The 25,479-nt window shown below is 70.1% G+C and carries 25 protein-coding genes; 5 read left to right on the top strand and 20 right to left on the bottom strand.

Annotated elements, in window-relative coordinates:
• The first annotated feature begins 96 nt into the window (after window positions 1–96).
• A complete protein-coding gene (locus tag T398_RS20960) occupies window positions 97–1,593 on the top strand; it encodes an aldehyde dehydrogenase family protein (RefSeq protein WP_496449308.1) in 1,497 nt (498 codons plus the stop codon).
• Between the two features lie 38 nt (window positions 1,594–1,631).
• On the opposite strand, the gene nucS is transcribed toward T398_RS20960, so the two are convergent.
• The gene (nucS, locus tag T398_RS20955) at window positions 1,632–2,291 is read right to left on the bottom strand and encodes an endonuclease NucS (protein WP_496449306.1); all 660 of its coding nucleotides are present in this window, start codon (window positions 2,289–2,291) and stop codon (window positions 1,632–1,634) included.
• 18 nt (window positions 2,292–2,309) lie between these two features.
• On the bottom strand, window positions 2,310–4,322 hold the full coding sequence (locus T398_RS20950) for a protein meaA (protein WP_496449304.1): 2,013 nt from the start codon (window positions 4,320–4,322) through the stop codon (window positions 2,310–2,312).
• 106 nt (window positions 4,323–4,428) lie between these two features.
• On the opposite strand from T398_RS20950, the gene T398_RS20945 reads away from it, so the two are divergent.
• Entirely contained in the window at window positions 4,429–5,277 is an 849-nt protein-coding gene (locus tag T398_RS20945) for an ABC transporter ATP-binding protein (RefSeq protein WP_496449302.1), read from the top strand.
• Window positions 5,274–6,116, top strand: a complete 843-nt coding sequence (locus T398_RS20940) for an ABC transporter permease (RefSeq protein WP_496449300.1) — start codon at window positions 5,274–5,276, stop codon at window positions 6,114–6,116. The genes T398_RS20945 and T398_RS20940 overlap by 4 nt, the downstream gene beginning before the upstream one ends.
• 85 nt (window positions 6,117–6,201) lie before the next feature.
• On the opposite strand, the gene T398_RS20935 is transcribed toward T398_RS20940, so the two are convergent.
• Both T398_RS20935 and murA read right to left on the bottom strand, forming a co-directional pair.
• The gene (locus T398_RS20935; protein ID WP_496449298.1) at window positions 6,202–7,053 is read right to left on the bottom strand and encodes a 3-hydroxyacyl-CoA dehydrogenase family protein; all 852 of its coding nucleotides are present in this window, start codon (window positions 7,051–7,053) and stop codon (window positions 6,202–6,204) included.
• Between the two features lie 116 nt (window positions 7,054–7,169).
• The gene (murA, locus tag T398_RS20930) at window positions 7,170–8,597 is read right to left on the bottom strand and encodes a UDP-N-acetylglucosamine 1-carboxyvinyltransferase (RefSeq protein WP_496449296.1); all 1,428 of its coding nucleotides are present in this window, start codon (window positions 8,595–8,597) and stop codon (window positions 7,170–7,172) included.
• Between murA and T398_RS20925 the strand changes: the two genes are divergently transcribed.
• The gene (locus T398_RS20925) at window positions 8,596–9,168 is read left to right on the top strand and encodes a cob(I)yrinic acid a,c-diamide adenosyltransferase (RefSeq protein ID WP_496449294.1); all 573 of its coding nucleotides are present in this window, start codon (window positions 8,596–8,598) and stop codon (window positions 9,166–9,168) included. The two genes, murA and T398_RS20925, sit on opposite strands and share 2 nt — an antisense overlap.
• Before the next feature lie 209 nt (window positions 9,169–9,377).
• Here the strand turns inward: T398_RS20925 and T398_RS20920 are convergent, their stop codons facing one another.
• The 16 genes from T398_RS20920 to prmC all read right to left on the bottom strand — a co-directional run bounded on the left by T398_RS20920 (window position 9,378) and on the right by prmC (window position 23,841).
• Complete coding sequence (locus T398_RS20920; RefSeq protein ID WP_496449293.1) at window positions 9,378–9,833, bottom strand: DUF2550 domain-containing protein; 456 nt, start codon at window positions 9,831–9,833, stop codon at window positions 9,378–9,380.
• A gap of 13 nt (window positions 9,834–9,846) precedes the next feature.
• Window positions 9,847–10,131 carry a F0F1 ATP synthase subunit epsilon gene (locus T398_RS20915; RefSeq protein WP_018728374.1) on the bottom strand — a complete coding sequence of 95 codons (285 nt, stop codon included), beginning with the start codon at window positions 10,129–10,131 and terminating at the stop codon, window positions 9,847–9,849.
• A 120-nt stretch (window positions 10,132–10,251) separates the two neighbouring features.
• The gene (locus T398_RS20910; RefSeq protein ID WP_496449292.1) at window positions 10,252–11,391 is read right to left on the bottom strand and encodes an LCP family protein; all 1,140 of its coding nucleotides are present in this window, start codon (window positions 11,389–11,391) and stop codon (window positions 10,252–10,254) included.
• Window positions 11,392–11,632: 241 nt separating this feature from the next.
• Window positions 11,633–13,090 (bottom strand): F0F1 ATP synthase subunit beta, encoded by a 1,458-nt coding sequence (atpD, locus tag T398_RS20905; protein WP_496449291.1) that lies wholly within the window; start codon window positions 13,088–13,090, stop codon window positions 11,633–11,635.
• Window positions 13,090–14,019: a F0F1 ATP synthase subunit gamma gene (locus T398_RS20900; RefSeq protein ID WP_496449289.1), complete on the bottom strand. Its 930-nt coding sequence runs from the start codon at window positions 14,017–14,019 to the stop codon at window positions 13,090–13,092. The genes atpD and T398_RS20900 overlap by 1 nt, the downstream gene beginning before the upstream one ends.
• Before the next feature lie 3 nt (window positions 14,020–14,022).
• A complete protein-coding gene (gene atpA, locus T398_RS20895) occupies window positions 14,023–15,675 on the bottom strand; it encodes a F0F1 ATP synthase subunit alpha (protein ID WP_496449288.1) in 1,653 nt (550 codons plus the stop codon).
• Window positions 15,676–15,767: 92 nt separating this feature from the next.
• Window positions 15,768–16,592 (bottom strand): F0F1 ATP synthase subunit delta, encoded by an 825-nt coding sequence (locus T398_RS20890; protein ID WP_496449286.1) that lies wholly within the window; start codon window positions 16,590–16,592, stop codon window positions 15,768–15,770.
• On the bottom strand, window positions 16,592–17,119 hold the full coding sequence (locus T398_RS20885) for a F0F1 ATP synthase subunit B (RefSeq protein ID WP_496449284.1): 528 nt from the start codon (window positions 17,117–17,119) through the stop codon (window positions 16,592–16,594). The genes T398_RS20890 and T398_RS20885 overlap by 1 nt, the downstream gene beginning before the upstream one ends.
• A gap of 31 nt (window positions 17,120–17,150) precedes the next feature.
• Window positions 17,151–17,375: an ATP synthase F0 subunit C gene (gene atpE, locus T398_RS20880; protein ID WP_018216784.1), complete on the bottom strand. Its 225-nt coding sequence runs from the start codon at window positions 17,373–17,375 to the stop codon at window positions 17,151–17,153.
• Between the two features lie 94 nt (window positions 17,376–17,469).
• Window positions 17,470–18,291 carry a F0F1 ATP synthase subunit A gene (gene atpB / locus T398_RS20875; protein ID WP_496449282.1) on the bottom strand — a complete coding sequence of 274 codons (822 nt, stop codon included), beginning with the start codon at window positions 18,289–18,291 and terminating at the stop codon, window positions 17,470–17,472.
• Window positions 18,292–18,513: an MATE family efflux transporter gene (locus tag T398_RS20870; protein ID WP_018216786.1), complete on the bottom strand. Its 222-nt coding sequence runs from the start codon at window positions 18,511–18,513 to the stop codon at window positions 18,292–18,294.
• Window positions 18,514–18,697: 184 nt separating this feature from the next.
• Entirely contained in the window at window positions 18,698–19,186 is a 489-nt protein-coding gene (locus T398_RS20865; protein WP_496449280.1) for a hypothetical protein, read from the bottom strand.
• A gap of 145 nt (window positions 19,187–19,331) precedes the next feature.
• Window positions 19,332–21,443, bottom strand: a complete 2,112-nt coding sequence (locus T398_RS20860; protein WP_496449279.1) for a transglycosylase domain-containing protein — start codon at window positions 21,441–21,443, stop codon at window positions 19,332–19,334.
• 92 nt (window positions 21,444–21,535) lie between these two features.
• A complete protein-coding gene (locus tag T398_RS20855; RefSeq protein WP_496449277.1) occupies window positions 21,536–22,150 on the bottom strand; it encodes an arsenate reductase/protein-tyrosine-phosphatase family protein in 615 nt (204 codons plus the stop codon).
• A complete protein-coding gene (locus T398_RS20850) occupies window positions 22,151–22,795 on the bottom strand; it encodes an L-threonylcarbamoyladenylate synthase (RefSeq protein ID WP_496449334.1) in 645 nt (214 codons plus the stop codon).
• Between the two features lie 107 nt (window positions 22,796–22,902).
• Complete coding sequence (gene prmC, locus T398_RS20845) at window positions 22,903–23,841, bottom strand: peptide chain release factor N(5)-glutamine methyltransferase (RefSeq protein ID WP_496449275.1); 939 nt, start codon at window positions 23,839–23,841, stop codon at window positions 22,903–22,905.
• A gap of 73 nt (window positions 23,842–23,914) precedes the next feature.
• Between prmC and T398_RS20840 the strand changes: the two genes are divergently transcribed.
• Complete coding sequence (locus T398_RS20840; protein ID WP_496449274.1) at window positions 23,915–25,465, top strand: GGDEF domain-containing protein; 1,551 nt, start codon at window positions 23,915–23,917, stop codon at window positions 25,463–25,465.
• Window positions 25,466–25,479 lie beyond the last annotated feature (14 nt).

Genomic DNA, 25,479 nt, shown 5'->3' with positions numbered 1-25,479 from the left:
TCGAGATGCCGTGGGCTATGTCACGGCGCCGGGGCGACAGTAGGCGGGCACCGCCGGCCCTACCGGCGAGTAGCAAGCCGGGTCTAGACTTCTGCCATGACGGCTGTACATGTTCCGGGCATGCCAGTGATCGAGGACGGTCGACTCGTGTCGACGAACCCGGCAACCGGCGTGGAGGCGGGGCGGCTGCCGGTCGCCTCCCCCGCCGAGGTCGAAGCAACCGTCGCCCGGGCCCGTGCCGCCAGCGGGTGGTGGGCCGGGCTCGGCGTGGCCGCCCGACGGGAACGGCTGCTGCGCTGGCGGAGCCGGCTGGCGTCCCGGATCGAGGAGCTCGCCGAGCTGGTGCATGTCGAGGGCGGCAAGCCGGTCGCCGAGGCCGTCGTCGAGGTGGTCACCGCCGTCGAGCACCTCGACTGGGCCGCGCGCAACGCCAAGCGGGTGCTCGGCCCCCGCCGGGTACGGTCCCGGCTGATGCTGGCGGAGTTCGCCGCCCACCTGGAATACCAGCCGTACGGGGTGGTCGGCGTGATCGGCCCGTGGAACTACCCCGTGTTCACCCCGATCGGCTCCATCGCCTACGCCCTGGCCGCAGGCAACGCCGTGGTCCTCAAGCCCAGCGAGTACACCCCGACCGTCGGCCAGTGGCTGGTGGACAGCTTCGCCGAGGTCGTCACCGAGGAGCCGGTGTTCGCCGCGGTGCACGGCCTCGGTGACGTCGGCGCGGCGCTGTGCCGGTCCGGCGTCGACAAGCTGGCCTTCACCGGGTCCACAGCGACTGCTCGAAAGGTGATGGCCGCCTGCGCCGAGTCCCTGACCCCCGTGCTCATCGAGGCCGGCGGGAAGGACGCGATGATCGTCGACACCGACGCCGACCTGGACGCCGCGGCCGCGGCAGCCGTCTGGGGCGGTCTCACCAACGCCGGTCAGACCTGCATCGGCATCGAACGGGTCTACGCCGTCGAGGGGGTCTTCGACCGCTTCGTTGACCGGGTGGTCCAGCGGGCCGGCCGACTCACCGTGGGCGCCGACGGCACCGACATCGGCCCGATCACCATGCCGAGCCAGCTGGAGGTGATCCGCCGGCACATCGACGACGCGCTGGCCCGCGGTGGCCGGGCGGTGCTCGGCGGGGCAGACGCGGTGCAGCCGCCGTATGTGCAGCCGACCGTGCTGGTGGACGTGCCGGAGGACTCCGCCGCCGTACGCGAGGAGACCTTCGGCCCCACCCTGACCATCAACCGGGTCCGCGACGTGGACGAGGCGGTCGCCCGGACCAACGCGCTGCGCTACGGCCTCGGCGGCTCGGTCTTCGGTCGGCGTCGGGCGATGGCGGTCGCGCAGCGGCTGCGCTCCGGAATGGCCTCGGTGAACTCGGCCCTGACCTTCGCCGGGATGTCCACCCTGCCCTTCGGCGGTGTGGGTGACTCCGGTTTCGGGCGGATCCACGGCGCGGACGGGCTGCGGGAGTTCGCCCGCCCCAAGGCCATCACCCGACGCCGGGCCCGGTCGCTGCTGCCCGCGACGACCTTCGACCGCACCGACGCGGACATCGCCCGACTGGTCAAACTCGTCAAGCGCTTCTACGGCCGCTGACCCGCTCCGCGGCGCCCTGCCTTCGGGCCGCGGGCGGCTCAGAACAGGGTCAGCTCGTCCCGCTCGATGCCGCGCAGCTTGTCATAGTCCAGGACAACGCAGCGGATTCCCCGATCGGTGGCGAGCACCCGCGCCTGCGGCTTGATCTCCTGCGCGGCGAAGACACCCTGCACCGGCGCCAGCAGTGGGTCCCGATTGAGTAGTTCCAGGTAGCGGGTGAGCTGCTCCACCCCGTCGATCTCACCGCGACGCTTCACCTCGACCGCCACGGCACCCTGCGCCGCGTCCCGGCACAACAGGTCCACCGGGCCGATCGCCGTCATGTACTCCCGGCGAACCAGCGTGAAGCCCTCACCCAGCGTCTCCGGGCTGGCCGCCAGCAGCTCCTGAAGGTGCGCCTCCACGCCATCCTTCCGCAGGCCCGGATCGACACCCAGCTCGTACGCGGTGTCCTGGAAGACCTCCTCCAGGGTGATCCGCAGCTCCTCACCGGCCTTGTTGACCACCCGCCAGACGCCGGGGGCCTCCTCCAGCCGGCACGGGGGGCTCATCCAGTTCAACGGCTTGTAGGCCCGGTCGTCGGCGTGGATCGACACCGACCCGTCCGCCTTCACCATCACCAGACGGGTGGCTGGCGGCAGGTGGGCCGAGAGCCGTCCAACATAGTCCACAGAGCACTTCGCAATCACCAACCGCACCCGACGAGGGTAACGGAACTACTGCTCCGGCAGGCCGTTGGCGTGGCGGACCACGGTCACCAACTCGTTGATCACCCCGGTGAGCGCGAAATCCTTCGGCGTGAAGACCCGGGCAACCCCGGCATCCCGAAGAGTCTGCGTGTCCGCCTCCGGGATGATGCCGCCGACCACGACGGGCAGATCCCCCCGCCCGGCGGCGCGCAGCCCCGCCAGGACGGCCGGCACCGCCGCCAGGTGCGAGCCGGAGAGAACCGAGAGGCCGACCAGGTCGACGTCCTCCTCCACGGCGGCGGCCACGATCTGCCCAGCGGTCAGCCGAATGCCTTGATAGACCACCTCGAATCCGGCGTCCCGGGCCCGGACCGCGATCTGCTCGGCACCGTTGGAGTGCCCGTCCAGACCGGGCTTGCCGACCAGCAGCCGCAGCCGTCCACTGCCCAGTTGCCGGGCGGTGGCGGTGACCCGGGCCCGGACCGCCGACAGCTGGCCGTCCACGCCGGAACCGACCGCCCCGGACAGGCCGGTGGGGGCCCGGTACTCCCCGAAGATCTCCCGCAGCGCGCCCGCCCACTCACCGGTGGTCACCCCGGCGCGTACGCAGTCGAGCGTGGCCGACATCAGGTTCGTGGTGGACGCGGCGTCCGCGCGGAGCCGGGCGAGCGCCGCGTCCACGGCTACCGCGTCCCGGCTGGCCCGCCAGTGGCGTACGGCCATCGTGGCGGCTACCTCCACCGCCGGGTCGACCTGTTCGATCGCGGCGGCGCCGGCCGCGGTCAACGGGGAGGGCTCGGTCTCGGTGAACCGGTTGACGCCGACCACCACATCGGTGCCGGCCTCCATCCGGCGTCGCCGGTCGGCGAGCGAGGCGACCAGGGCGCTCTTCAGGTAGCCGGTCTCGACCGCGGCGACCACGCCCCCCAGCTCCAGCACCTTCTCCAACTCGACCCGGGCTCCGGACACGATCTCGTCAACCAGCGCCGTCATCAGGTGTGAACCGTCGAACAGGTCGGGGTACTCCAGCAGGTCCGACTCGTACGCGAGCACCTGCTGCATCCGCAGCGACCACTGCTGGTCCCACGGTCGGGGCAGGCCAAGGGCCTCGTTCCAGGCGGGGAGCTGCACCGCCCGGGCCCGGGCACTCCGGGAGAGGGTCACGCCGAGCATCTCCAGCACGATGCGTTGGATGTTGTTCTCCGGTTGCGCCTCGGTCAGCCCCAGGGAGTTGACCTGGACGCCGTAGCGAAACCGGCGCTGCTTCGGGTTCGCCACGCCGTACCGGTCGCGGGTGATCTCGTCCCAGAGCGCACCGAAGGCCCGCATCTTGGCGATCTCCTCGACGAAGCGCACGCCGGCGTTGACGAAGAAGCTGATCCGCTGGACCACATCTCCCATCCGCTCGGCCGGCACCTGCCCGGAGTCCCGGACGGCGTCGAGGACGGCGACCGCGGTGGCGAGCGCGAAGCCGACCTCCTGGACCGGGGTGGCGCCGGCCTCCTGGAGGTGGTACGAGCAGATGTTGACCGGATTCCACCGGGGCATCTCCTCGAGCGTGTACGCGATGAGGTCGGCAGTCAGCCGCAGGGACGCTGCCGGCGGGAAGATGTAGGTCCCGCGGGACAGGTACTCCTTGATGATGTCGTTCTGGGTCGTGCCGGCGCAGCGGTCGAGTTGCGCCCCCTGCTCGGCCGCGACGGTGCGGTAGAGGCCGAGCAGCCACATCGCCGGCGCGTTGATGGTCATCGAGGTGTTCATCTCTTCCAGGGGAAGGCCCTGGAAGAGAGCCCGCAGGTCACCGAGGTGCGCCACCGGCACCCCGACCCGGCCGACCTCCCCGGCGGCGAGCTCGTGATCGGGGTCGTACCCGGTCTGGGTGGGCAGGTCGAAGGCGACCGACAGCCCGGTCTGCCCCTTCGCCAGGTTGCGGCGGAAGAGCGCGTTGCTCGCGGCGGCCGAGCTGTGCCCGGCGTAGGTTCGCATCACCCACGGACGGTCCCGCTCGGGCAGCCGACCTGGGGGGGCCTTCTCGTCCATGGCGGGAGTCTAAGTTACTGACGGGTAGAGCGCGCTGTGGAAAATTCCACAGCGACCACCACACCCCGGAGCGCGTCCGGTTGCGCGGGGGCAGCACACTTGTTGCATGGACAACGAGCTCGCGATCGTCGCGCGGGGGCTACGCAAGGCGTACGGGAAGAACGTGGCCGTGGCCGGGGTGGACCTGGAGGTCCGCCGGGGTGAGGTGTTCGCCCTCCTCGGCCCGAACGGCGCCGGCAAGACGACCACCGTGGAGATCTTGGAGGGCTACCGGCGGCGCGACGCCGGCGAGGTCTCGGTGCTCGGCAGCGACCCGACGGCCCCCGCCGCGGACTGGCGCAACCGGATCGGCATCGTCCTGCAGGGCGTCGGCGAGTTCGACGAGCTCAACGTCTCCGAGCTGGTCCACCACTTCGCCGGCTTCTACGCCGACGCCGACGATCCGGAGAAGGTGATCGCCCGGGTCGGGCTGGCGGGCAAGGCCCGGGCCCGCACCCACACCCTCTCCGGCGGACAGAAGCGCCGCCTGGACGTGGCGCTCGGCATCATCGGCCGGCCCGAGCTGCTCTTCCTCGACGAACCGACCACCGGTTTCGACCCCGAGGCACGGCGCGAGTTCTGGCAGCTGATTCGGGATCTGGCGGCGGCCGGCACGACGATCGTACTGACCACGCACTATCTCGACGAAGCGGAGGCGCTCGCGGACCGGGTGGGGGTGATCGCCGGCGGCCGGCTGATCGAGGTAGCTGCACCCGAACACCTGGGCGACCGGCAACAGGCCCACGCGACGGTCTCCTGGCGTACGCCTGAGGGGCTTACCGAGAGCGCGGAGAGCGCGACGCCCACGGAGCTGGTGACGGAGTTGGCCGCGCGCTTCGGCGGCGAGGTGCCCGGGCTCACGGTTACCCGGCCGACCCTCGAGGACATCTACCTGCAGATGATCGGACACCGATGACCACGACGTTGAAGCCCGCCACGGCCACCGGGGCAGCGAGCCAACAGCCCGGCCCACTCGCCCTCGCGCTGCGGCAGGGCCGGCTGGAGCTCACCCAGTTCCTGCGCAGCCGGGAGTCCGTCGTGTTCACGATGGGATTTCCGGTCGTCATGATCCTGATCTTCGCCGCGGTCTTCGACGGCGAGATCGCGCCCGGAGTGAGCTTTCCCCAGTACTTCATCACCGGCATGATCGCCGCCGGTCTGATGACGGTGAGCTTCCAGAACCTCGGCATCTGGATTCCGATCGAACGAGACCGCGGGGTGCTCAAGCGCTACCGCGGCACACCGATGCCGAAGTGGGTGTACTTCGCCGGCAAGGTAATCATGGTCGTGGTGGTCGGCATCACCGAAACCGTGCTGCTGCTCGCCGTATCGGTGGCCGCGTTCGACCTACAACTGCCCGGCACCGCCACGAAGTGGCTGACCTTCGGCTGGGTCTCCGTCCTCGGCATCACCGCCTGCACGCTCTGCGGCATCGCGATCTCCTCGTTGGCGCGGACGGCCCGCAGCGGTTCGGCGGTGGTCACCCCGGTCGCCCTCGTCCTCCAGTTCACCTCCGGGGTGTTCTTCGTCTTCACCGAGTTGCCGAGCTGGATGCAGCAGGTGGCCGCGCTCTTCCCGCTCAAGTGGATGTGTCAGGGGCTCCGCTCGGTCTTCCTGCCGGGCACCTTCGCCGGGCAGGAGCCCGGTGGCTCGTACGAGCTGGGTCGGGTCGCCCTGGTGCTGGCCGCCTGGTGCGTGATCGGGCTACTGCTCTGCCTCGGCACCTTCCGCTGGACCACCCGCCGCGACGGCTGAGGGCGAGCCCGGATCAACGGACGGGAGCGGCGGGCCCCTTCGGACCGCTGTCCAGAAGGGGCCCGCCCAGCCGGTCGGCCCGGGGCTAGCCGTACGAGTAGAAGCCCTGGCCCGTCTTGCGGCCCAGGTCACCGGCGGTGGCCATCCGCTGGAGCAGCTCCGGGGGGAAGAACTTCTCGTCGGCGGTGTCGGTGTAGATGTTGCGGGTGGCGTTGAGCAGCACATCCACCCCGGTCAGGTCCACCGTCGCCAACGGGCCCATGGCGTGGCCGAAGCCCAGCTTGCAGGCATTGTCCAGATCCTCGGCGGAGATCACGCCGGATTCGACCAGGCTGACCGCCTCCATCGCCAACGCGCAGATCAGCCGGGTGGTCACGAAGCCGGCGGTGTCCCGGTTGACGACCACGACCGTCTTGCCGATCTCCTCGGCGAACGCCTTCGCCGTGTCGATGGTGGCGTCGCTGGTCTTGTAGCCACGGACCAACTCGCACAGCTTCATCATCGGCACCGGCGAGAAGAAGTGGGTGCCGACCACCGACTCGGGGCGTTCGGTGGCGGTGGCGATCTGGGTGACCGGGATCGCCGAGGTGTTGGTGGCGAGCACCGCATCCGCCTTGCAGATCTTGTCCAGCGCGCGGAAGACCTCGTGCTTGAGCTCAAGCTTCTCAAAGACCGCCTCGACGACGATGTCCGCGTCGGCGGCCGCCGCCAGGTCGGTGGTGGGAGTGATCCGGCCGAGTGCCGCCTCGGCGTCGGCCGACGAGATCTTCCCCTTCTCGGCGAACTTCTCCAGCGACCGCTGGATGCCCGCCAGGCCCCGCTTCGTGGCCGTGTCGTCCAGATCCCGCAGCGTCACCTGCCAGCCCGCCTGCGCCGCGACCTGGGCGATTCCCGAGCCCATCAGTCCAGCACCGACAACTGCGAGTCGACCCGCCATCTGCTTACTCCCTCACTGCGATTGGTGTCTGCCTGCACCCTAACCGGCAGACCTGAACGCAGCTTAAGGGCAGGGCGGCGGTCGGCTGCGGGCCCGCAAGGCCCACCGTGGCACCCTCACCGTCCGAGCGAGAGACCCCCGTCGGCAGCGCCGCCCCGCTCCACCTCGACGCCGAGGGCCCGCAGGTCCGCCACGAAGTCCGGGTAGCCCCGGTCCACATGGTGCACCTGGGAGACCTCGGTGACCCCGTCGGTGCAGAGCCCGGCGATCAGGAGGCCCGCTCCGGCCCGGATGTCGGTTGCCCGGACCAGCCCCCCGGAGAGTCGCTGTCGCCCCCGGACCACGGCATGGTGGCCGTCGGTCTGAATATCCGCGCCGAGTCGCATCATCTCGTTGGCGAACATGAACCGGCCGTCAAAGATGTTCTCGGTAATCAGGGAGGCACCGTCGCTGACCGCCGCCAGCCCGATCGCCATGGGTAGCAGGTCGGTGGCGAACCCGGGGTAGGGCAGGGTGACCACATCCACGGCACGGGGGCGTTCCTCCATCCGGACCCGGAAGGCGTCCCGCCGGGTCTCCACCAGCGCACCGGCGGAGACCAGCTTGTCCAGGGCGATGTCGAGGAAGGCCGGGGAGGCGCCGGTCACCGTCACATCACCCCGGGTCATCGCCGCGCCGAACGCCCACGTACCCGCGACGATCCGGTCCCCCACGGTGGCGTGCCGTACCGGATGCAGCCCCGGCACGCCGACGACGGTCAACGTCGAGGTGCCGGCACCGTCGATGAGCGCACCCATCCGTTCGAGCATGGTGCAGATGTCCACAATCTCGGGTTCCCGGGCGGCGTTGTCAATGACCGTGGTGCCCTGGGCGAGCACCGCCGCCATCACCAGGTTCTCGGTGGCGCCAACACTCGGGAAGTCCAACACGATCTCGGTGCCGCGCAGCCCACGCGGAGCCGTGGCGACCACGCAGCCGCGCTCCCCAGAGATCTCGGCGCCCATTCGGGTGAGCCCGGAGATATGCATGTCCAACCCGCGCGAGCCGATCGCGTCGCCCCCCGGTTGGGCCACCCGGACAGCTCCCCGACGCGCCAGCAGCGGACCGAGGACGCAGATCGACGCGCGCAGCCGACGAACCAGATCGCAGTCCGCGTCGATGTCGGGGCGCTCCGGCACGTCAATGATCACCGACCGGGAGCGGGGAACCCCACCGTATGCCACCATCGGGTCCACCGGATCGTCCTCGTCGAACCGAACCCCGCAGCCGAGCCCACGCAGCACCTCTCCCATGATTGCGATATCGGTGATCCGTGGGACGTTGGTGATGACACTCCGGCCCGGCGCCAGCAGCGCGGCCGCCATGAGCTTCAAGGCTGAGTTCTTGGCGCCCACCACATGCACCGTGCCGGCCATCTGGATGCCACCCCGCACCCGAATAGCATCGTCAACCGGCGCACCGCCGGCAGCACCCGGGCCGGTCAGCCAGGCGGGGTCCGGCCGGTCCGGGATCATCAGATCCGGTGTCCGTAGGCTGTGCGTCATGGCCGTCCACCTCACGCGCATCTACACCAAGGCCGGCGACGCCGGCACGACCAGGCTGAGCAACAACGAGCAGGTTCCGAAGACCGACTCGCGGATCGCCGCGTACGCGGACGTGGACGAGTGCAACGCGGCGATTGGCGTGGCGCTCGCCCTCGGGCAACTCAACGAAGAGCTGCGCACGATCCTTGGAGCTATCCAGAACGACTTGTTCGACGTGGGGGCCGACCTGGCGACGCCGGTCGAGCCGAACCCGAAGTACCCGCCGCTGCGGGTCACCGAGGCGTACGTCGAGCGCCTTGAGGCCTGGTGCGACGAATACAACGCACGCCTGAGCAAGCTCGACTCCTTCACCCTCCCCGGCGGCACCGCTGGCGCGGCGCTACTGCATGTTGCGCGGACGGTAGCCCGGCGCGCCGAGCGTGCGGCTTGGGCCCTGATCACCCAGGACCCCGACCGAACCAGCACGCTCCCGGCAAAGTATCTCAACCGGCTCTCCGATCTACTCTTTATCCTGTCAAGGACGGCAAATCCGGCCGGAGATGTGCTATGGGTACCCGGCGGTAAGCACTGACCGAAACCGTCCGACGCGCCGGTGTGGGAGCCGGCGCACCGCACCGCACCGCGGTCTGCATACCCGACCTGCCGGATACCATCCGCGCCCAAGGGCAGCAGCTCGACGGGGAAAACAGCAGGATTGTTCGACCGGGGTTCCCCCCGTGCCGCTCGGCGGGTTTCTGGTGCCGCTCGGCGGGTTTCTGGTGCCGCTCGGCGGGCGGCGCGCTAGGCCGCTGGCCAGTCCTGGGCAGTTAGATTCGGCGAGGCCGCTCCCGGAGGAGCGGCCTCAAGCCAGGAAAGAAACCCAGTGACGGTCGAGCGCGCCATAGCGATCTCGACCGGGGCGCGGCGGCTGGTGCAGCGGAGGATGATCCAATCGGCGGGCATCGAAAACCGCTCCTGCCCTTCCGGCAGCCGACGGCGTTCCACCGCGAGGCCCTTCCGGGAGAGCGTCCGCCGGGGACGGAGGGCGAGACTGAACATCCGGTAGAGGCGAAGCTCGTCCCCCACAAAACGGCCGAAGCCGGGGGCCCAACCCCGGCCATCGAGCATCGCGGAGGTCCGGACGCTGAGCCGGATAATTCCCCCGCTGCGGGTCACCAACGCCCGCCGGACGAAGAGAATCAGGAGCGCGCCGACGACAACGGCGATGCCGATCCCGACCCCTTCGACGATCTCCATCGCCGGGTGGCGCTCAGCTACCCTGCGCGGCCCGGACCGGGCTGGCGCTCTCGGCCAGGACGGTGACGCCCTTGTCGCTCACGGAGAGAAAACCGCCAGCCACCTCGTAGGAGAGCTGGTCGCCTCCGGGGACCTTGATCCGAACCTGGCCGGACTCCGCGAGCTGGCCGAGCAGGGGAGCATGCCCCGGCATCACACCAAGCTCACCCTCGGTCGTCCGGGCCATGACCATCTCGGCCTCGCCGGACCATACCGTCTCCTCGACGGCTACGAGCTCGACGTGAAGCTGCTGTGCCACGCTGTCTCCTTGCTGCGGCGGCGGGTTGCCGAAATTCTAGTCTCGCCATCGGGGGGCCGGTAACGCGGGTGGCGAGACGTACGCCACTCGGGGTTCGGATTTGGCCCGATGCGGTCAGCGTCAGATCTTGTTCTGGAAGTCCGGGTGCTCCAGCAGGAACGCGTCGAGCTGCTCGTCCTGCAGCGCCTGGAAGAAATCCTGAACGGCCGGCTCGAAGCGCTCACCGCGGTATTGCCCGCCATCCATGATGCCACCGCCCGGCAATTTGATCATCTGAATGTTGCTCGGCCGGAGGTCCTTCAGGGTGAGGCCAAAGTCGATCACGCTGTGCCCCCGACCGTTGAAGACCAGTGACTCACCAGCCGCCCGAAGCACCGAGTCCAGCTTGATCGGGTTGGTCACCACATCAGCGCTGAGGGCCTGGCTCGCCATGGCCTTGACGAACTGTTGCTGGTGCCGCTGGCGGCCATAATCACCGTCTGGCACACCGTTCTTGGGGTAGCGCTGACGGACGTAGTCCAGCGCCTGCCAACCCTCGAGGAGCTGCTCCCCCTCCGGGTAGACCGCCTGCTCACCGAGGTATCCCCCACCGCCGGGGCGCAGTTCCCGGTGCGTGCCGTCGGGATGGCGATGCTCCGAGCGCACCTCACGCTCGATGTCCATGGTGACGCCGCCCATCGCATCCACAATCTTGATGAAGCCACCGAAGTTGATGATCGCTCCGGCGTCGAACCGCTGGATGCCGGTGATCGACTGGACCGTCTTGGCGAGCAGTTCGAAGCCCTGCGCCGTGCTGGGATTCTCCCCCTGCATCCGGCTTCCGTAAGACATCGCCGCGTTGAGCTTGTCCGTACCGCCGCGGAATCCGGCCTTGTCGAAAGCGGGAATCTCGACGTAGAGATCCCGGGGCATCGAGAAGAGGTATGCCTGGTCGAGCTCTTCCGGCACGTGCAGCACCATGATCGAGTCAGCCAGCGGTAGCTGCTCCTCTTTGCGCGGGTCAACGCCGACGAGCAGGATGTTGAGCGGGCCCTTGATGTCGCTCGTGCGCTCATTGGCTCCCGCCGCCTGGTCCCCGAACAGGTCCGCCTTGCCCACCGCACCCTCGTACCGTGCCACCAGCGCCTCGACACCGACCAGTGCCACGCCACTGACGAACATCAAGACAGCGCCGAAGACGGTGCACACCTGGGCCCACCGCGGCACGCCCGCCCACACCGACGGCTTCTTACCGCCTTTGCCGGCCTTACCCACGATCATCTCCGTTCGTCAACGTCTGTCGGGACGGGCGCACGTCAGCGAATGATTGCACGAATGCGCGCACGGTCAGCGCGACGCGCGTGAACGGTACCGCGCCACACATCAAGATCACCCACCGTCGATGCGAAGCCCGCGACCACAAAGGCGGCAACGGATGCACCGAAAGGCCGCCCCGGCGTCCACCAGAGCGGCCTTTCGTCGCTGCTCGCGCAGGCTGCGGCGGTAGCCGCAGCGGGGGCAATCAGCCCTCCGCCATCAGCTCCTTGGCCTTGTTCTCCAGGTCTTCCAGGCCACCGCACATGAAGAATGCCTGCTCGGGGAAGTGGTCGTACTCACCCTCACTGATCTTCTTGAACGCCTCGATGGTCTCCTTGATCGGGACCGTCGAGCCCTTCATGCCGGTGAACTGCTCAGCGGCGTAGGTGTTCTGCGACAGGAAGCGCTCGATCCGACGCGCCCGGCCGACCGTGAGCTTGTCCTCCTCGGAGAGTTCCTCAATACCCAGGATCGCGATGATGTCCTGCAGGTCCTTGTACCGCTGCAGGATCCGCTTCACCTCGGTGGCCACCGTGAAGTGCTCCTGGCCGACGAACTCCGGGGCGAGGATCCGGGACGAGGACGCCAGCGGGTCCACCGCCGGGTAGATGCCCTTGTCGGAGATCGAACGCTCCAGGTTCGTGGTCGCGTCCAGGTGGGCGAAGGTGGTGGCCGGCGCCGGGTCGGTGTAGTCGTCAGCAGGCACGTAGATCGCCTGCAGCGACGTGATCGCCTGACCCCGGACCGAGGTGATCCGCTCCTGGAGCTCGCCCATCTCGTCGGCGAGCGTCGGCTGGTAGCCCACGGCGCTCGGCATCCGGCCGAGCAGCGTGGAGACCTCGGAGCCGGCCTGGGTGAACCGGAAGATGTTGTCGATGAAGAGCAACACCTCCTGCTTCTGCACGTCCCGGAAGTACTCCGCCATGGTCAGCGCGGAGAGGGCGACGCGGAGGCGGGTGCCCGGCGGCTCGTCCATCTGGCCGTAGACCAGCGCGGTCTTGTCGATCACGCCGGACTCGGTCATCTCGGCGATCAGGTCGTTACCCTCGCGGGTGCGCTCACCCACCCCGGCGAAGACCGAGGTACCACCGAAGTTCCGGGCGACCCGGGTGATCATCTCCTGGATCAGCACCGTCTTGCCCACGCCGGCGCCACCGAACAGACCGATCTTGCCGCCCTTGACGTACGGGGCGAGCAGATCGATGACCTTGATGCCGGTCTCCAGCATCTCCGTCTTCGGCTCCAGGTCCGCGAAGGCCGGGGCCTTGCGGTGGATCTGCCAGTGGTCGTCCGGACTGAGCGTCTCACCCGGCTCCAGGTTGAGGCACTCGCCGATCGCGTTGAACACGTGGCCCTTGACCGTGTCACCCACGGGCACCGTAATCGGCGAACCGGTGTCCCGCACCTCCACCCCGCGGACCAGGCCGTCGGTCGGCTGCATGGAGATCGCACGGACCAGGTTGTCCCCCAGGTGCTGGGCGACCTCCAGGGTCAGCGTCTTCTCGCCGCCGGAGAGGGTCACGTCAACGTGCATGGCGTTGAACAGGTCCGGCATCGCGTCGCGCGGGAACTCGGCGTCGACGACCGGGCCGATGACCCGGACCACGCGACCGGTGGCCGCGTTGGTGCCGGCCGGCCCATCAGCAGTAGCGGAAACAGTCATCACACTTCACTTCCCGACGCGGCCAGCGCGTTCGCGCCGCCGACGATCTCGCTGATCTCCTGGGTGATCCCGGCCTGGCGGGCCGAGTTCATCTCGCGGGTGTACTTCTCGATCATCTCTTCGGCGTTGTCGGTGGCGCTCTTCATCGCCCGCCGCCGCGACGCCGACTCGCTCGCCGCCGACTCGACCAACGCCGCGTAGATCCGCGTGTTGATGTACTTCGGCAGCAGCGCGTCGAGGAGCGCCTCCGCCTCCGGCTCGAATTCGTAGGCCGGCAGAATGCCTTCGGAACGGGGCCGGTCCTCGATCTGCATCGGTCCGAGGATCCGCGGTACCGGCACCTGGGTCATCAGGGACTTGAACTCGGTGGAGACGATGTGTAGCTCGTCCACACCGAGAACCCCGTCCGGCCCCGGATCCCCGTCGCCGTCGTCCACACCGGCGGTGAACGCCTTGATCAGCGTCTCACCCACCTCCCGGGCGTCGGCGAAGGTCGGCTGCTCCGAGAAGCCGGTCCAGCACGCCGTCATCGGCCGGTTGCGGAACCGGTAGTACTGCACGCCCTTGCGGCCGATGACGTAGAGCGAGGGCTCCTTGCCGTCGGCGCGCAGCCGGGCGAGCAGCGACTCCGCCGTCTTGATGGCGTTGGAGCTGTAGCCGCCGGCCAGGCCCCGGTCACTGGTGACCAGCAGCACACCGGCCCGCCGCACCCGCTCCCGGGGAGTGAGTAGCGGATGGTCGATCCGCGTGTTGGACGCCAGCGCCGTGAGCACCTCGGTGATGGCCCGGGAGTAGGGCAGGGAGGCCGCCACCTGCTCCTGGGCCTTGGCGATCCGGCTCGTCGCGACGAGCTCCATCGCCTTGGTGATCTTCTTCATCGACTTCGCCGCGCGGATGCGTTGGCGGAGTACGCGTACCTGGGCGGCCATCGGTCAGCTTCCAGCCGGACGGTCGGTCGGCTCGTCCTGGAACCGGGTAACCGTCTCCCGGTCCTCCTCGCCGGCCAGCGGCTCGGCGGCCGGCTCGTTGATCCGCCGCTCGTCCTCCTTGCCCAGGAAGAGCTTCTTGAAGTCGCTGATCGCCGCGTCCAGGGAGGCGATGACGTCGTCGCCCCAGGTGCCGCCCGCGATCTGCGCGAGGATCCCCTCGTGCCGGTGCCGCAGGTACTGCAGGAACTCGGACTCGAAGCGGCCGATCTCGCCGACCGGGATGTCGTCCAGCTTGCCCTCGACCCCGGCCCAGACCAGGACGACCTGATCCTGCACCGGGAAGGGCGTGTAGTTCGACTGCTTGAGCAGCTCCACCAGGCGGGAACCCCGCTCCAGCTGGGCCCGGGAGGCCTTGTCCAGGTCCGAGGCGAAGGCGGCGAACGCCTCCAACTCACGGTACTGGGCCAGGTTCAACCGCAGCGAGCCGGAGACCTTCTTCATCGGCTTCACCTGCGCGGCACCGCCGACCCGGGAGACCGAGGTGCCGACGTTGATCGCCGGCCGGACGCCCTGGTTGAACAGGTCGGTCTCCAGGAAGATCTGGCCGTCGGTGATGGAGATGACGTTGGTCGGGATGAACGCCGAGATGTCGTTCGCCTTGGTCTCGATGATCGGCAGACCGGTCATCGAGCCGCCGCCCATCTCGTCGGAGAGCTTCGCGCAGCGCTCCAGCAGCCGGGAGTGCAGGTAGAAGACGTCACCCGGGTACGCCTCGCGGCCCGGCGGGCGACGCAGCAGCAGCGACACGGCCCGGTACGCCTCGGCCTGCTTGCTCAGGTCGTCGAAGACGATCAGGACGTGCTTGCCGCCGTACATCCAGTGCTGCCCGATCGACGAGCCGGTGTACGGGGCGAGGTACTTGAAGCCGGCCGGGTCGGACGCCGGGGAGGCCACGATGGTGGTGTACTCCATCGCGCCCGCCTCCTCCAGCACGCCCTTGATCGAGGCGATCGTGGAGGCCTTCTGGCCGACGGCGACGTAGATGCAGCGGACCTGCTTCTTCGGGTCGCCGGAGCGCCAGTTGTCCCGCTGGTTGAGGATGGTGTCCAGGGCCACGGTGGTCTTACCGGTCTTCCGGTCACCGATGATCAGCTGGCGCTGGCCCCGGCCGATCGGCGTCATCGCGTCGATGGCCTTGATGCCGGTCTGCAGCGGCTCGTCGACCGACTTCCGGGACATCACGTTCGGGGCCTGGAGCTCCAGCTCCCGGTAGCCCTCGTTCGGGATGTCGCCGAGGCCGTCGATCGGCTCGCCGAGCGCGTTGACCACGCGGCCGAGGAAGGCGTCGCCGACCGGCGCCGAGAGCACCCGGCCAGTGCGCTTGACCCGCTGCCCCTCCTCGATGCCGGCGAAGTCGCCGAGGACGACGACACCGATCTCCCGGACGTCGAGGTTCAGCGCCACCCCGATCGTGCCGTCTTCGAACTCGAGCAGCTCGTTGGTCATGGTCGAGGGCAGGCCCTCGACGTGGGCGATGCCGTCGCCGGCGTCAGCGACGGTGCCGACCTCCTCGCGGGACACGTCGGCGCGGTAGGAGGAGACGTAGCGCTCCAGCGCGCCGCGGATCTCCTCCGTCGAGATGGTCAGCTCGGCCATCCTCTGCTTCCTTAAGTATCAGGGGCCCGGGATACCTAGTACCGACCGGTCCGAATGACGTCTGGTCAGGCGCTGGCGCGGCAGTTTCCGGCTCAGCGCTTAGCGAGCGCGTTACGGGATTCGTTGAGGCGACGCAGGACGGTGCCGTCGTACAGGTCGGAGCCGACCTGGACGCTGACCCCACCGAGGACCTCGGGGTTGACCGACTGCTTGACGGTCACCTCGCGACCGTAGATGGCGGAGAGGCGGGCGACCAGGCGCTGCTCCTCCTCCGCACCCAACGGGGCCGCGACGGTCACGTACGCCACCTGTCGGTCCCGCTGGTCGGCGGCGAGCTCGACCAGCCGGGTGAGCGCCCCGACGAAGGAGCGCCCGCCGAACCCGCCGAGCGCCACCTCGACCAGCCGGACGGTGACCGGGCGGGCCTTGTCGGCGAGTAGCTCACCGGCGAGGGTGGCCCGCTGCGCGGCCGGGGCCGCCGGGTCCGACAGCACGTTGGAGAGCGCGGACTGGCCGGCCACGACCTGACCGAAACGGAACAGCTCGTCCTCGACCTCACCGAGGTCGCCCGCCTTGTCGGCGGCGGCCAGTAGCGCGGCCACCCCGAGCCGCTCGGCGCCGTCGAGCAGTTCCGACGGGGCCGACCAGCGGTGGGAGACCAACGTGGTCAGTAGGTCGAGCGCGTCCCCGCCGACCTTCCCGCCGAGGATTCCGGCGAGCAGGTCGGCCCGGTCCGCACCGGAGCGGGCCGGGTCAACGAGGGCCCGACGCAGCCGCGGCTCGCGCCGGAGCAGGTCGGCGACGGAGAGAAGGTCCTCGGCGGTGGCGGCCACCGCCGAAGACTCCGCGCCCCGGACGTACGCGTCGAGGCGGTCGGCCGCGATCTTGTACGACTCCCGGCTGGTGGCGGCCTGCATCAGCGGGCCCCCGCGCTCTCGAGACCGTCCAGGAACCGGTCGACGGTGCCGGCGCGGCGCGCCTCGTCGGCGAGCGACTCGCCAACGATCTTGCTGGCCAGGTCCACCGCGAGCGTGCCGACCTCGGTGCGCAGCTCGCGCACGATCGTGGTCCGCTCGGCGACGAGCTGCTCCTTGCCCGCGGCGATGATCCGGTCGGACTCCTCCCGTGCCTTGGCGAGGATGTCCTGCCGGATGCCCTCCGCGTCGGCCCGGGCGTCGTCCCGGATCCGGGCCGCCTCGGTGCGCACCTCGGCCAGCTGGGCCCGGTACTGCTCGAGCAGCTGGTTGGCCTCGGCCTGAGCAACCTCGGCGCGCTTGAGGCCGCCCTCGATCGCGTCCACCCGCGCCTGGTACATCGTCTCCATGCGCGGCATGACGAACTTCAGCAGCACGAAGACGAGTAAGGCGAAGGCGATGGTCCCGACGACAAGCTCTTGCCAGATCGGCAGGATCGGATTGTGCCCACCTTCGGCGGCGAGATACATGTCAGACCTCCGGGTCGGGGAAGGGTACTCGTCAGCTCAGGGCGAAGGCGAGCACCAGGCCGAAGAGGGCGAGCGCCTCGACCAGGGCGAAGCCCAGGACCAGCCAGGTGCGGTTGAAGCCAGCGGACTCCGGCTGGCGGGCGCTGGCCTGGATGTAGGCCGCGAAGACCAGTGCAACACCGATACCGGGGCCGATGGCGGCGAGGCCATAGCCGACGGTGTTGAGGTTGCCTTCCAGGGCGGCGAGAACGTCCATTGCGGGTATTCCTCCTAGCTCACACGTGAGGGCTCACGCGTTCGGGGTTTGTACCAGAAGCTTGGTCGGGCCGGGCAGCCCGCCGAGCGGGATCTCAGTGCTCCTCGGCCAGCGAGGTGCCGACGTAGTTGGCGGACAGCGTGACGAAGACGTACGCCTGCAGCACGGCCACCAGCGCCTCGAAGAAGGCCATCACGATCGCCATCGCGAAGGAGAAGACCGAGGTCACCTGAACGAAGAGGTTGTCCGCGGAGAGCATCACGAAGCCACCCACGGTGAAGACCAGCAGGAGCAGGTGACCGGCGAACATGTTGGCGAAGAGCCGGAGGGCCAGGGTAACCGGCCGCACCACGAAGTTCTGCAGGAACTCGATCGGGATCAGCAGGAAGTGCATCGGCCACGGCACGCCCGGCAGGATCAGGCTCATCTTGAGGTACTTGACGAGACCGTGCTTGCGGACCCCGACCGCGAGGTAGAGCACGTAGGAGATCGCCGAGAGCACGATCGGGAAGGCGATGTGCGCGTTCGGCGAGATCTGCAGCCCGGGAAGGATGCTGAAGATGTTGGTGACCAGAATAAAGCTGAAGAGCACCGTGAAGTAGGGGGCGAACCGGATACCGGCATTACCCATCTGCTCCCGGACGATGTTGTCCCGCACCAGCCCGTAGGCCGACTCGGCCAGCCACTGCCCCTTGCTGGGGACCAGCTTCGGGTTCCGGTAGGCGGCCATGTAGAAGATGATCACCAGCCCGACGGCCAGCCAGACCATGAGGGTGAACTTCGTGACCCACGGTCCAGCCACCGCTGGCGGGTAGAAGTCATTGACGCTGGGGGGCCAGGGAAGGTCCTGGGCGACGACCAGCTGTCCGCTCACCGTGTCATCCTCCACACTCGACAGACCGGCGCATGCCGACACTCAGGCACCGAGCCTCTTCATGATCAGGTAGATCGCTGCGGCTGCGCCGAGCATCATGCCGACGGCGATCCCCACGCCGGCCGGCACGCCGAGGAAGCCCTCCGCCAACCAGCCGAGAAATCCCCAGACCAGAATGCCGGCGAGGAGATAGCCAAGCACGGCACCCGCCACACCCTCCGACGAGTGCGCGTCGGACGGTTCGCGGTCTGGGTTGTCGGCCATTACGACGCGTACATTAGCAGCCGTAATTCGCAGGAGTGTGCGGCACCCCCCACACTGCAGGACGGCGTGCGGGCGGCGGCTGGCGCATCAATCCGGGCCAGCCTACTCCTGTCCGACACGCCGCACAGGACATCAAAACGTCGGGTAGACGCCAGCCGTCCGCCTGCAGCCCGCCAACCGCTGCTCAGCTCCGCGACGACGAGTCGACTGTGGGTAACGGAGCGCGGAGCGCCCAGGTCAGGTGGGCGGCCGTCCAGACCACCACGGCGGCGACGATGGCCACCCCCAGGTCCGGCAACCCGGCCCAACCAGTCGCGGCGACCGCCGCCATCGCCACGCCCAGCACCACGATCTTCGTGACGTAGGTGACCAGCCCAACCGACATGATCAGCTGCGGGCTGACCGCGTCCGCCCAGGCCACCGAGAGACCGGAGACCAGATAGCTCACGACAACGAGCGCGATCCCCGCCGCCACCGCGACCGCGGAGGTAGCACCCCGGACGGCCGCCGCGACCGGTACCGCGGCGACCGCGAGGAGGGCGCACGCGGCCAGGGGCAGCCGCAGGTACGGCAGCCGCGCGCGAATCGCGCCCGGCTCGCCCGCGGCCGGCTCGGTCCGCCGCGGCTGGTCGTCGTCCCGCCCCCGGGCGGTCGGCGTCGTCTCGGTGCTCACAGCACCACAGTCTATTGCTCCCCGCGCCGGCGGCCGCGCGACGCCAGGTGCGCCGGTGCGACGGGGCACACCGGCGGGCGACTCCCGCCCCGCGGGCGAGACCGCGCCGCACCGGGGCAAGAACGTCCACCCCGGGCGAGGGCTCCTACTCCCCGGTCCGGGCCTGGATCACGTCGAAGGCGGTTACCTGGCTCGGCGGGACGAAGTCCCGAACCGGCTGCCCCCGCAGCGCGACGGACATCAGCTCCGCCACCCCGTCGGCCATCCGCGCCTGGACCGCGTGCCCCACCGCATCGCGTGGCTCATCCGGGTTGGCGGCGATCGCCGCCACCGCGAGCTGCGGCGTGAACGCGACGAAGGACTCCGTGCCGTACCCCTCCGAACTGCCGGTCTTACCGGCGACCGGTCGTCCCAGCCGGGAGCGAAACTCCTCCGCGGTTCCCCCCTCACAGCCCCGGTACATCGACTGGTCCCCGACCGGGCAGCGGGCGGCATCCACCGCCGCCCGGGCCACGTCCCGGTCCACGACCTGCCGGCAGTCCGGCGACCCCGCCGCGACCGGCCGCCCGGCCGCATCGGTGATCCGCACCACCGGTAGCGGCGCGCACCACCGGCCCTCGGCCGCGATGGTGGCGTACGCGTTCGCCAGATCCAACGGGGTCGTGGCCGAGACCCCCAGCGTGAACGGGCCCCATGCCCGAGCACCGTGCCGGGCCAGCTGCTCGTCGCTGGGCGCCCGGAACTCGATGCCCAGCCGCTCGGCCATCTCCACCACCCGGTCCGCGCCGGCCTGCTCGGTCAACCAGGCGAAGTACGTGTTGACCGACTTGCCGAACGCGCTCCACATGGTGTGCTCGCCCCGGACCAGTGGGCTGGCGTTGCGAGGGCACCACTTCCCGTCGCAGCTCACCGGACCGCTGACCGGGAAACTGGTGACGATCCGGTCGGGCGCGTCAAACACGGTACTCAACGGCAATCCCGCCTCCACCGCGGCGAGCACGGTGAACAACTTGAATGTGCTTCCGCCCTGGTAGCCCTGGATCGCGCCGCCGCCCGCGACCAGTTGGTTGACCGTGTTCGGGCGGTTCTTCCACCCTGCCGGGTTCGGCGCCACGCCGTAGGTACGGTTGACCGCCATCGCGAGCACCCGCCCGGTGCCGGGCTGCACCACCGCGGTCGGCAGCGCGTGCGGGTGCTCCGCCGAGTAGATCCGCCGCACCTGCTCGACCGCGGCCTGCTGCACCGTCGGGTCCAGGGACGCCACAATCTGGTATCCGCCCCGACGCAGGGCGAGCTGCCGCTCGTCAACCGTCGAGCCGAACGCCTCCTGCGAGTTCCACCAGCGGGTGAACCAGTCGCAGAAGAAACCCCAGTCGTTCTGCTCCGCCGGCACCGCCGCGCAGTCATTCGGCGTCTCGGTGGGGCGCAGCCGCAGTGGTTCGGCCGCCACCCGGGCCGCCTCCTCCGCCGCGAGCTGACCGGCCTCGACCATCTGGTCCAGCACGTACGCCCGGCGTTCCAACGCGGCATCGGCATCCCCGTTGAGCGGGTCGTCGGTGTGCGGGGACTGGACCAGTCCGGCGAGCAACGCCGCCTCGGCCAGGTTCAGGTCCGCCGGGGACTTGGTGAAGTAGCGCTTACTCGCTGCCGCCACCCCGTACGCGCCGGCGCCGAAGTACGCGATGTTGAGGTACCGGGCGAGGATCTCGTCCTTGCCCAGCTCCCGCTCCAGCGCCAGCGCGTACCGCACCTCCTGCACCTTGCGCGCGGGGGTGACCTCGGTGGCGGCCCGGCGCTGCTCCTCGGTGAGACGGGGGTCGCTGGACAACACGTTGCGGACGTACTGCATGGTCAGGGTGGACGCCCCCTGCTGGACCACCCCGCCACGCTGGTTGGCGGTGAACGCCCGGACGACGCCGCGCAGGTCCACCCCCCGGTGCTGGTAGAAGCGGGCATCCTCGGCGGCGAGGATCGCCTGACGCATCACCGGGGCCACCTCGTGCAGCGGCACATCCACCCGGTCCTCCTGGTAGAAGGACGTGATCAACGTACTGCCGTCGTTGGCGTACAGGTTGGACCGTTGGGGGGTGGGCGGCGTCCGCAGGGTGTTCGGCAGCTCGGTGTAGGGCGCGGCGAGCGCCGAGAGGCCGACCCCGTACACCAGGGCGGCGGGCAGGGCCGCCACCGCGAGCCCGAGACCGGCCAGTAGGCCGGCGAGCAGGACGGTCATCAGCTTGGTCAGGTGTGCCCGGGTCATCAGCTCTCCCCGCAGGAGCCGGCAGGACCCGTCCAGAATGACCCGAATGCGCCTCTTGTCCGTCTCGTTCGTCGGCGGGTAACCCGGGTGGGTTACGGCAACAACGCCGCCGTCAACGGACGTACCGTCGCCTCCACCTCGTCCGCGACCCGGCCGAAACACTGGTCGCCCCGGCCCCACGGGTCGTCAAGGTCATCCGCGGGCAGCGGCTCGGCCCCAGCCCGAACGGCGTCGATCGCCTCGACCAGCGCCACGCCTCGCGCGTAGACCGCAGCCGGGGTCGCTCCGGCCGCCGGCAGACCCGCTAGGTCCACCGCCTGCAGCAGACGGCCGAACTCACCCAGCACGAAGGTGCGGGAAACCGCACCCGGCCGCAACACCGACACGAACTCCTGCTGGTCGGCGGTCGCGGTGAGTACCAGGTCAGCGCCGTCGATGTGCTCCGAACGCAGCTTGCGGGCCGCGAAACCGTCGGCGCCACCACCCCGCCCGGTCACCTGTCGGGCCGCCGGCGGGTTCATCTCCTCACCGGCGTGCCAGCCGCCGGTGCCGGCGCTGTGACTGAGCAGCAGCTCGTCGGCGAGCCCCGGTACGGCATCGCCGCGCCGGGCCAGCTGCTCCCGGACAGCCAGGACCAACAGCCGCTCCGCCATCGGCGAGCGACAGATATTGCCCATACAGACGTGGAGAACGGTAAACGGCGGCACTCAGGCCACCCGGCTTGAGTCGATTTCCGGCACCACATCCCGCAGCCGGTCCAGCTCGATCGCACCGGCCCGGAGCAGCTGGGGCACCGGCCCGGTCAGGTCCACGATCGTGCTCGGCACCGGATCCACCGCCGGCCCCGCCTCCAGATACGTGCGCACCGAATAGGCGAGCTGTCCACGGGCCGCCTCCGCGGTGGTCGCCGCGGGCAGCCCAGCCGTATTCGCCGACGCCACCGCCATCGGGCCGGTCTCCCGGAGGACCTCCAGCGCGACCGGATGCAACGGCATCCGCACCGCGACCCGTCCCGCGGTCTCCCCCAGATCCCAGCGCAGACTCGGCGAGTGCTCGACCACGATGGTCAGCGCACCCGGCCAGAAGGCCGCCACCAGGTCCCGGGCCGCGCTGGGCAACGAGAAGACCAGCCCGTCCAGGGTGTGCCGGGAACCGATCAGCACCGGTGGCGGCACCGGCTGACCGCCCTTGGCGTCGAGCAGGGCCTTGACCGCGTGCGGAGCGAACGCGTCCGCCCCGATCCCGTAGACCGTGTCGGTCGGCAGGACGACCAACTCGCCGTCGCGGACCGCCTTGATGGCTGCCGCGATGCCGCGGTCCCGGTCAACGGGCGACCGGCAGTCGTAGAGCATCACGAGCAGCAGTCTGCCACGCCCGGTTCCGGGCGGTGTGCCGGCCATACCGGGACGGCGGGAGACACGCGCTCCACCCCTACCCCGGAGGTGGGCAAGTTCGCCGGCTAGCGGCCAACGTCACCGGGCTCTCGCGGGTCCCCGGCCTCCCCACGCCGGGTCGCGGTAGCGAATCGAGGGCGGCCGGCGAGGTCAGCGTGCTCGGCGATCGAGTCGTACCGGCCGTCCCCGGCCAGCAGCCCGGGCACCGCCGCACCCTGCGTGTCGTCGTGTTCGATCCCGAGCCGGCCCCCGGGCCGCAGCAACAGCGCGGCCCGGGACACCACCGGCCGGATCACGGCCAACCCGTCCGCGCCAGCGAAGACCGCAGCCGCCGGATCATGCCGGCCGACCTCTGGCGGCACCACCACGTCCACCGGCACGTACGGCGGGTTGCACAGCAGCACGTCCACCCGACCCAGGAGGTCGTCGAGCAGGTCGGGCGCTGTGACATCGGCGACCACCACCGCAACCGGCCGATCGCCGGCAGCGGCCCGGCTGGTCGCGTTACGCCGCAGCCACGAAAGCGCCCCCGAGGAACGCTCCACCGCGACCACCCGGGCCGCCGGCACCTCCTGCGCCACCGCCAGGGCGATCGCCCCAGAGCCGCTGCACAAATCCACAACCAGCGGCGCCGCCTCCCGGCGTGCCTGCTCAACACCCCACCCGGCGAGCAGCTCCGTCTCCGGTCGAGGCACGAAAACACCCGGCCCGACCGCCAAGTCGAGATGCCGAAAAGGGGCGCTGCCGGTGAGATGCTGCAACGGTTCCCGGCCCGCCCGGCGGGCCACCAACGCGTCGAACCGGCGACGCTGATCCAGGCTCAGCCCGTCGGCCAACGCCAGCCGCCCCCGCGGCACCCCCAACACGTACGCGGCCAGCACCTCCGCCTCCCCCCGGGATCCCTCCACCCCGGCATCGGCCAGCACCCGGGCGGCCCGGACGACCGCCCGAGTGGGTCGCTCCCGGTTCGTCCCTTCGGACGGCTGTTGCGCCAAAAAGCTCACGCCATAATCATGAAGCGTCACGCAACCAACCACGAGCCGGTGCGGTCAGACGCACACAGACAGGAGGTCGCGGGTGGGTTGGCTGGACCAAGTCGGCGACCAGGTTGACACCCTGACCCGGGCACGCGGGCTGCAGGAATCGAGCCGCTCCGCCGAGGCGTACCGCATCCTCTCGGAGGTGCTCGCCACCACCACCGACCGATACGCCCGGGCCGACGCCCTGGTGCAACGCCTGTCCGCGGTGGTCAACCTGGGCCGGACCGCGGAGTACACCCGGGCCATCGAGGAGGCCACCACCGCCGTCCGGGACCTCGCCGAGCCGTACCCGCACGGGCACCTCCACGCGCTCGCCGCGCTCGCCGCCCACCACCAGGGCGCGCTGGACCGGTGTGTCATGCACCTGGTGCGGGCCGCTCGCGCGCTGGGCGCCGTCAGCGACCCCGACCGGGACACCGCCTGGGGCTGGCACGACCTCGCGATGGCCTACTCCTACCTCAGCTTCCACGGGTATGCGCTGGGTGCGATCGAGCGAGCACGACAGCTCGGGCTCGCCGCCGGCATCCCGGCGGAGACCTTCGCCGCCCCCGGCATCCGCCTGCGCAACGCCGTCGCGCTGGACCACACCGGCGACAGCGACGGCTGCCTACGGGTGCTCCGCGACATCGGCAGCGACCTGAGGGAGTTCCTGCACGCCGGACAGGCCGGGCGGCTGCGCCCGAGCAGCCTCGCCGCGTACGGCTACGCCGCGGCGCGGCAGGCCGCCCTGGGTGACCGGTTGGAGGTGGGAACGGACGCCGCCCCGGCCCGACTGCTGGGCCACGGCGGCGACAGTGCCCGGGCACGGGACATGCGCCAACTCGGCGGGGTCTGCCTGGCCATCGCGGCCGACCGCCCGATCGAGGCGGTCAGCCGACTGGACACCGTGCAGGTCTCCACCGAGACCCTGGGCGCGGCCGAGCCCGATCGGCTCCGCAGCATCGCGCTGGGCCGGGCCGGTGAACACGTCGCCGCGCATCGGGTCGACCGGCTGGCGTTCCGGCTCGCCGCGCAACGCAACGATCGACTTCGGGACGTCTACATCGACGGAATCGCCGCCCGCATCGATCACGAGGAGATGCGCCGCGAAGCAGCCCGCTTCGAGGGAGAGGCACTGACCGACCCGCTGACCGGGCTACCCAACCGACGCCGGCTGGAACGGCACATCGCCGCCGTGATGGCCCAGGGGGAACGGGTGGTGATCGGCGTCTGCGACCTGGACGGGTTCAAGGCGGTGAACACCTACCACGGCCACCACTCCGGCGACCTGGTCCTGCAGCGCGTCGCCGGAGTGGTCAACCGGGTGATGCGGCGGAACGACTTCGTGGCCCGCTACGGCGGCGACGAGTTCGTCGTGGTGCTACCCGGTACGGACATGGCCGAGGCCCAGGAGGTGGCGCGCCGGATCAAGTCCGCCGTGCGGACCGAGGACTGGGAAGCGCTCGTGCCCGGCACCCCGGTCGGGGTCAGCATCGGCTTCGCCGAGGTGGCCGCCACCGGCCCCGACGTACCGGACGCGCTGAGCATCGCCTTCGAGACCGCCGACCGGGAGATGCTGCGCGCCAAGACCCGCCCCCGCGCCTCCTGACCGTCACCAAGCGG

The sequence above is a fragment of the Salinispora goodfellowii genome (assembly GCF_059570675.1).
Note: the sequence above shows the minus strand (reverse complement) of the source record. Positions and strands in the feature narration are given on the sequence as shown.

Excerpts from the sequence above, each read along its gene's own strand:
- murA (WP_496449296.1), bottom strand. The coding sequence starts at position 8,597 with ATGACGCACAGCCTACGGACACCGGATCTGATGATCCCGGACCGGCCG.
- T398_RS20960 (WP_496449308.1), top strand. The coding sequence starts at position 97 with ATGACGGCTGTACATGTTCCGGGCATGCCAGTGATCGAGGACGGTCGA.
- T398_RS20950 (WP_496449304.1), bottom strand. The coding sequence starts at position 4,322 with ATGGACGAGAAGGCCCCCCCAGGTCGGCTGCCCGAGCGGGACCGTCCG.
- T398_RS20940 (WP_496449300.1), top strand. The coding sequence starts at position 5,274 with ATGACCACGACGTTGAAGCCCGCCACGGCCACCGGGGCAGCGAGCCAA.
- T398_RS20910 (WP_496449292.1), bottom strand. The coding sequence starts at position 11,391 with ATGATCGTGGGTAAGGCCGGCAAAGGCGGTAAGAAGCCGTCGGTGTGG.
- T398_RS20925 (WP_496449294.1), top strand. The coding sequence starts at position 8,596 with ATGGCCGTCCACCTCACGCGCATCTACACCAAGGCCGGCGACGCCGGC.
- T398_RS20860 (WP_496449279.1), bottom strand. The coding sequence starts at position 21,443 with ATGACCCGGGCACACCTGACCAAGCTGATGACCGTCCTGCTCGCCGGC.
- T398_RS20945 (WP_496449302.1), top strand. The coding sequence starts at position 4,429 with ATGGACAACGAGCTCGCGATCGTCGCGCGGGGGCTACGCAAGGCGTAC.
- T398_RS20935 (WP_496449298.1), bottom strand. The coding sequence starts at position 7,053 with ATGGCGGGTCGACTCGCAGTTGTCGGTGCTGGACTGATGGGCTCGGGA.
- T398_RS20890 (WP_496449286.1), bottom strand. The coding sequence starts at position 16,592 with ATGCAGGCCGCCACCAGCCGGGAGTCGTACAAGATCGCGGCCGACCGC.
- T398_RS20885 (WP_496449284.1), bottom strand. The coding sequence starts at position 17,119 with ATGTATCTCGCCGCCGAAGGTGGGCACAATCCGATCCTGCCGATCTGG.
- atpD (WP_496449291.1), bottom strand. The coding sequence starts at position 13,090 with ATGACTGTTTCCGCTACTGCTGATGGGCCGGCCGGCACCAACGCGGCC.
- T398_RS20920 (WP_496449293.1), bottom strand. The coding sequence starts at position 9,833 with ATGGAGATCGTCGAAGGGGTCGGGATCGGCATCGCCGTTGTCGTCGGC.
- atpE (WP_018216784.1), bottom strand. The coding sequence starts at position 17,375 with ATGGACGTTCTCGCCGCCCTGGAAGGCAACCTCAACACCGTCGGCTAT.
- T398_RS20900 (WP_496449289.1), bottom strand. The coding sequence starts at position 14,019 with ATGGCCGCCCAGGTACGCGTACTCCGCCAACGCATCCGCGCGGCGAAG.
- T398_RS20850 (WP_496449334.1), bottom strand. The coding sequence starts at position 22,795 with ATGCTCTACGACTGCCGGTCGCCCGTTGACCGGGACCGCGGCATCGCG.
- atpA (WP_496449288.1), bottom strand. The coding sequence starts at position 15,675 with ATGGCCGAGCTGACCATCTCGACGGAGGAGATCCGCGGCGCGCTGGAG.
- T398_RS20870 (WP_018216786.1), bottom strand. The coding sequence starts at position 18,513 with ATGGCCGACAACCCAGACCGCGAACCGTCCGACGCGCACTCGTCGGAG.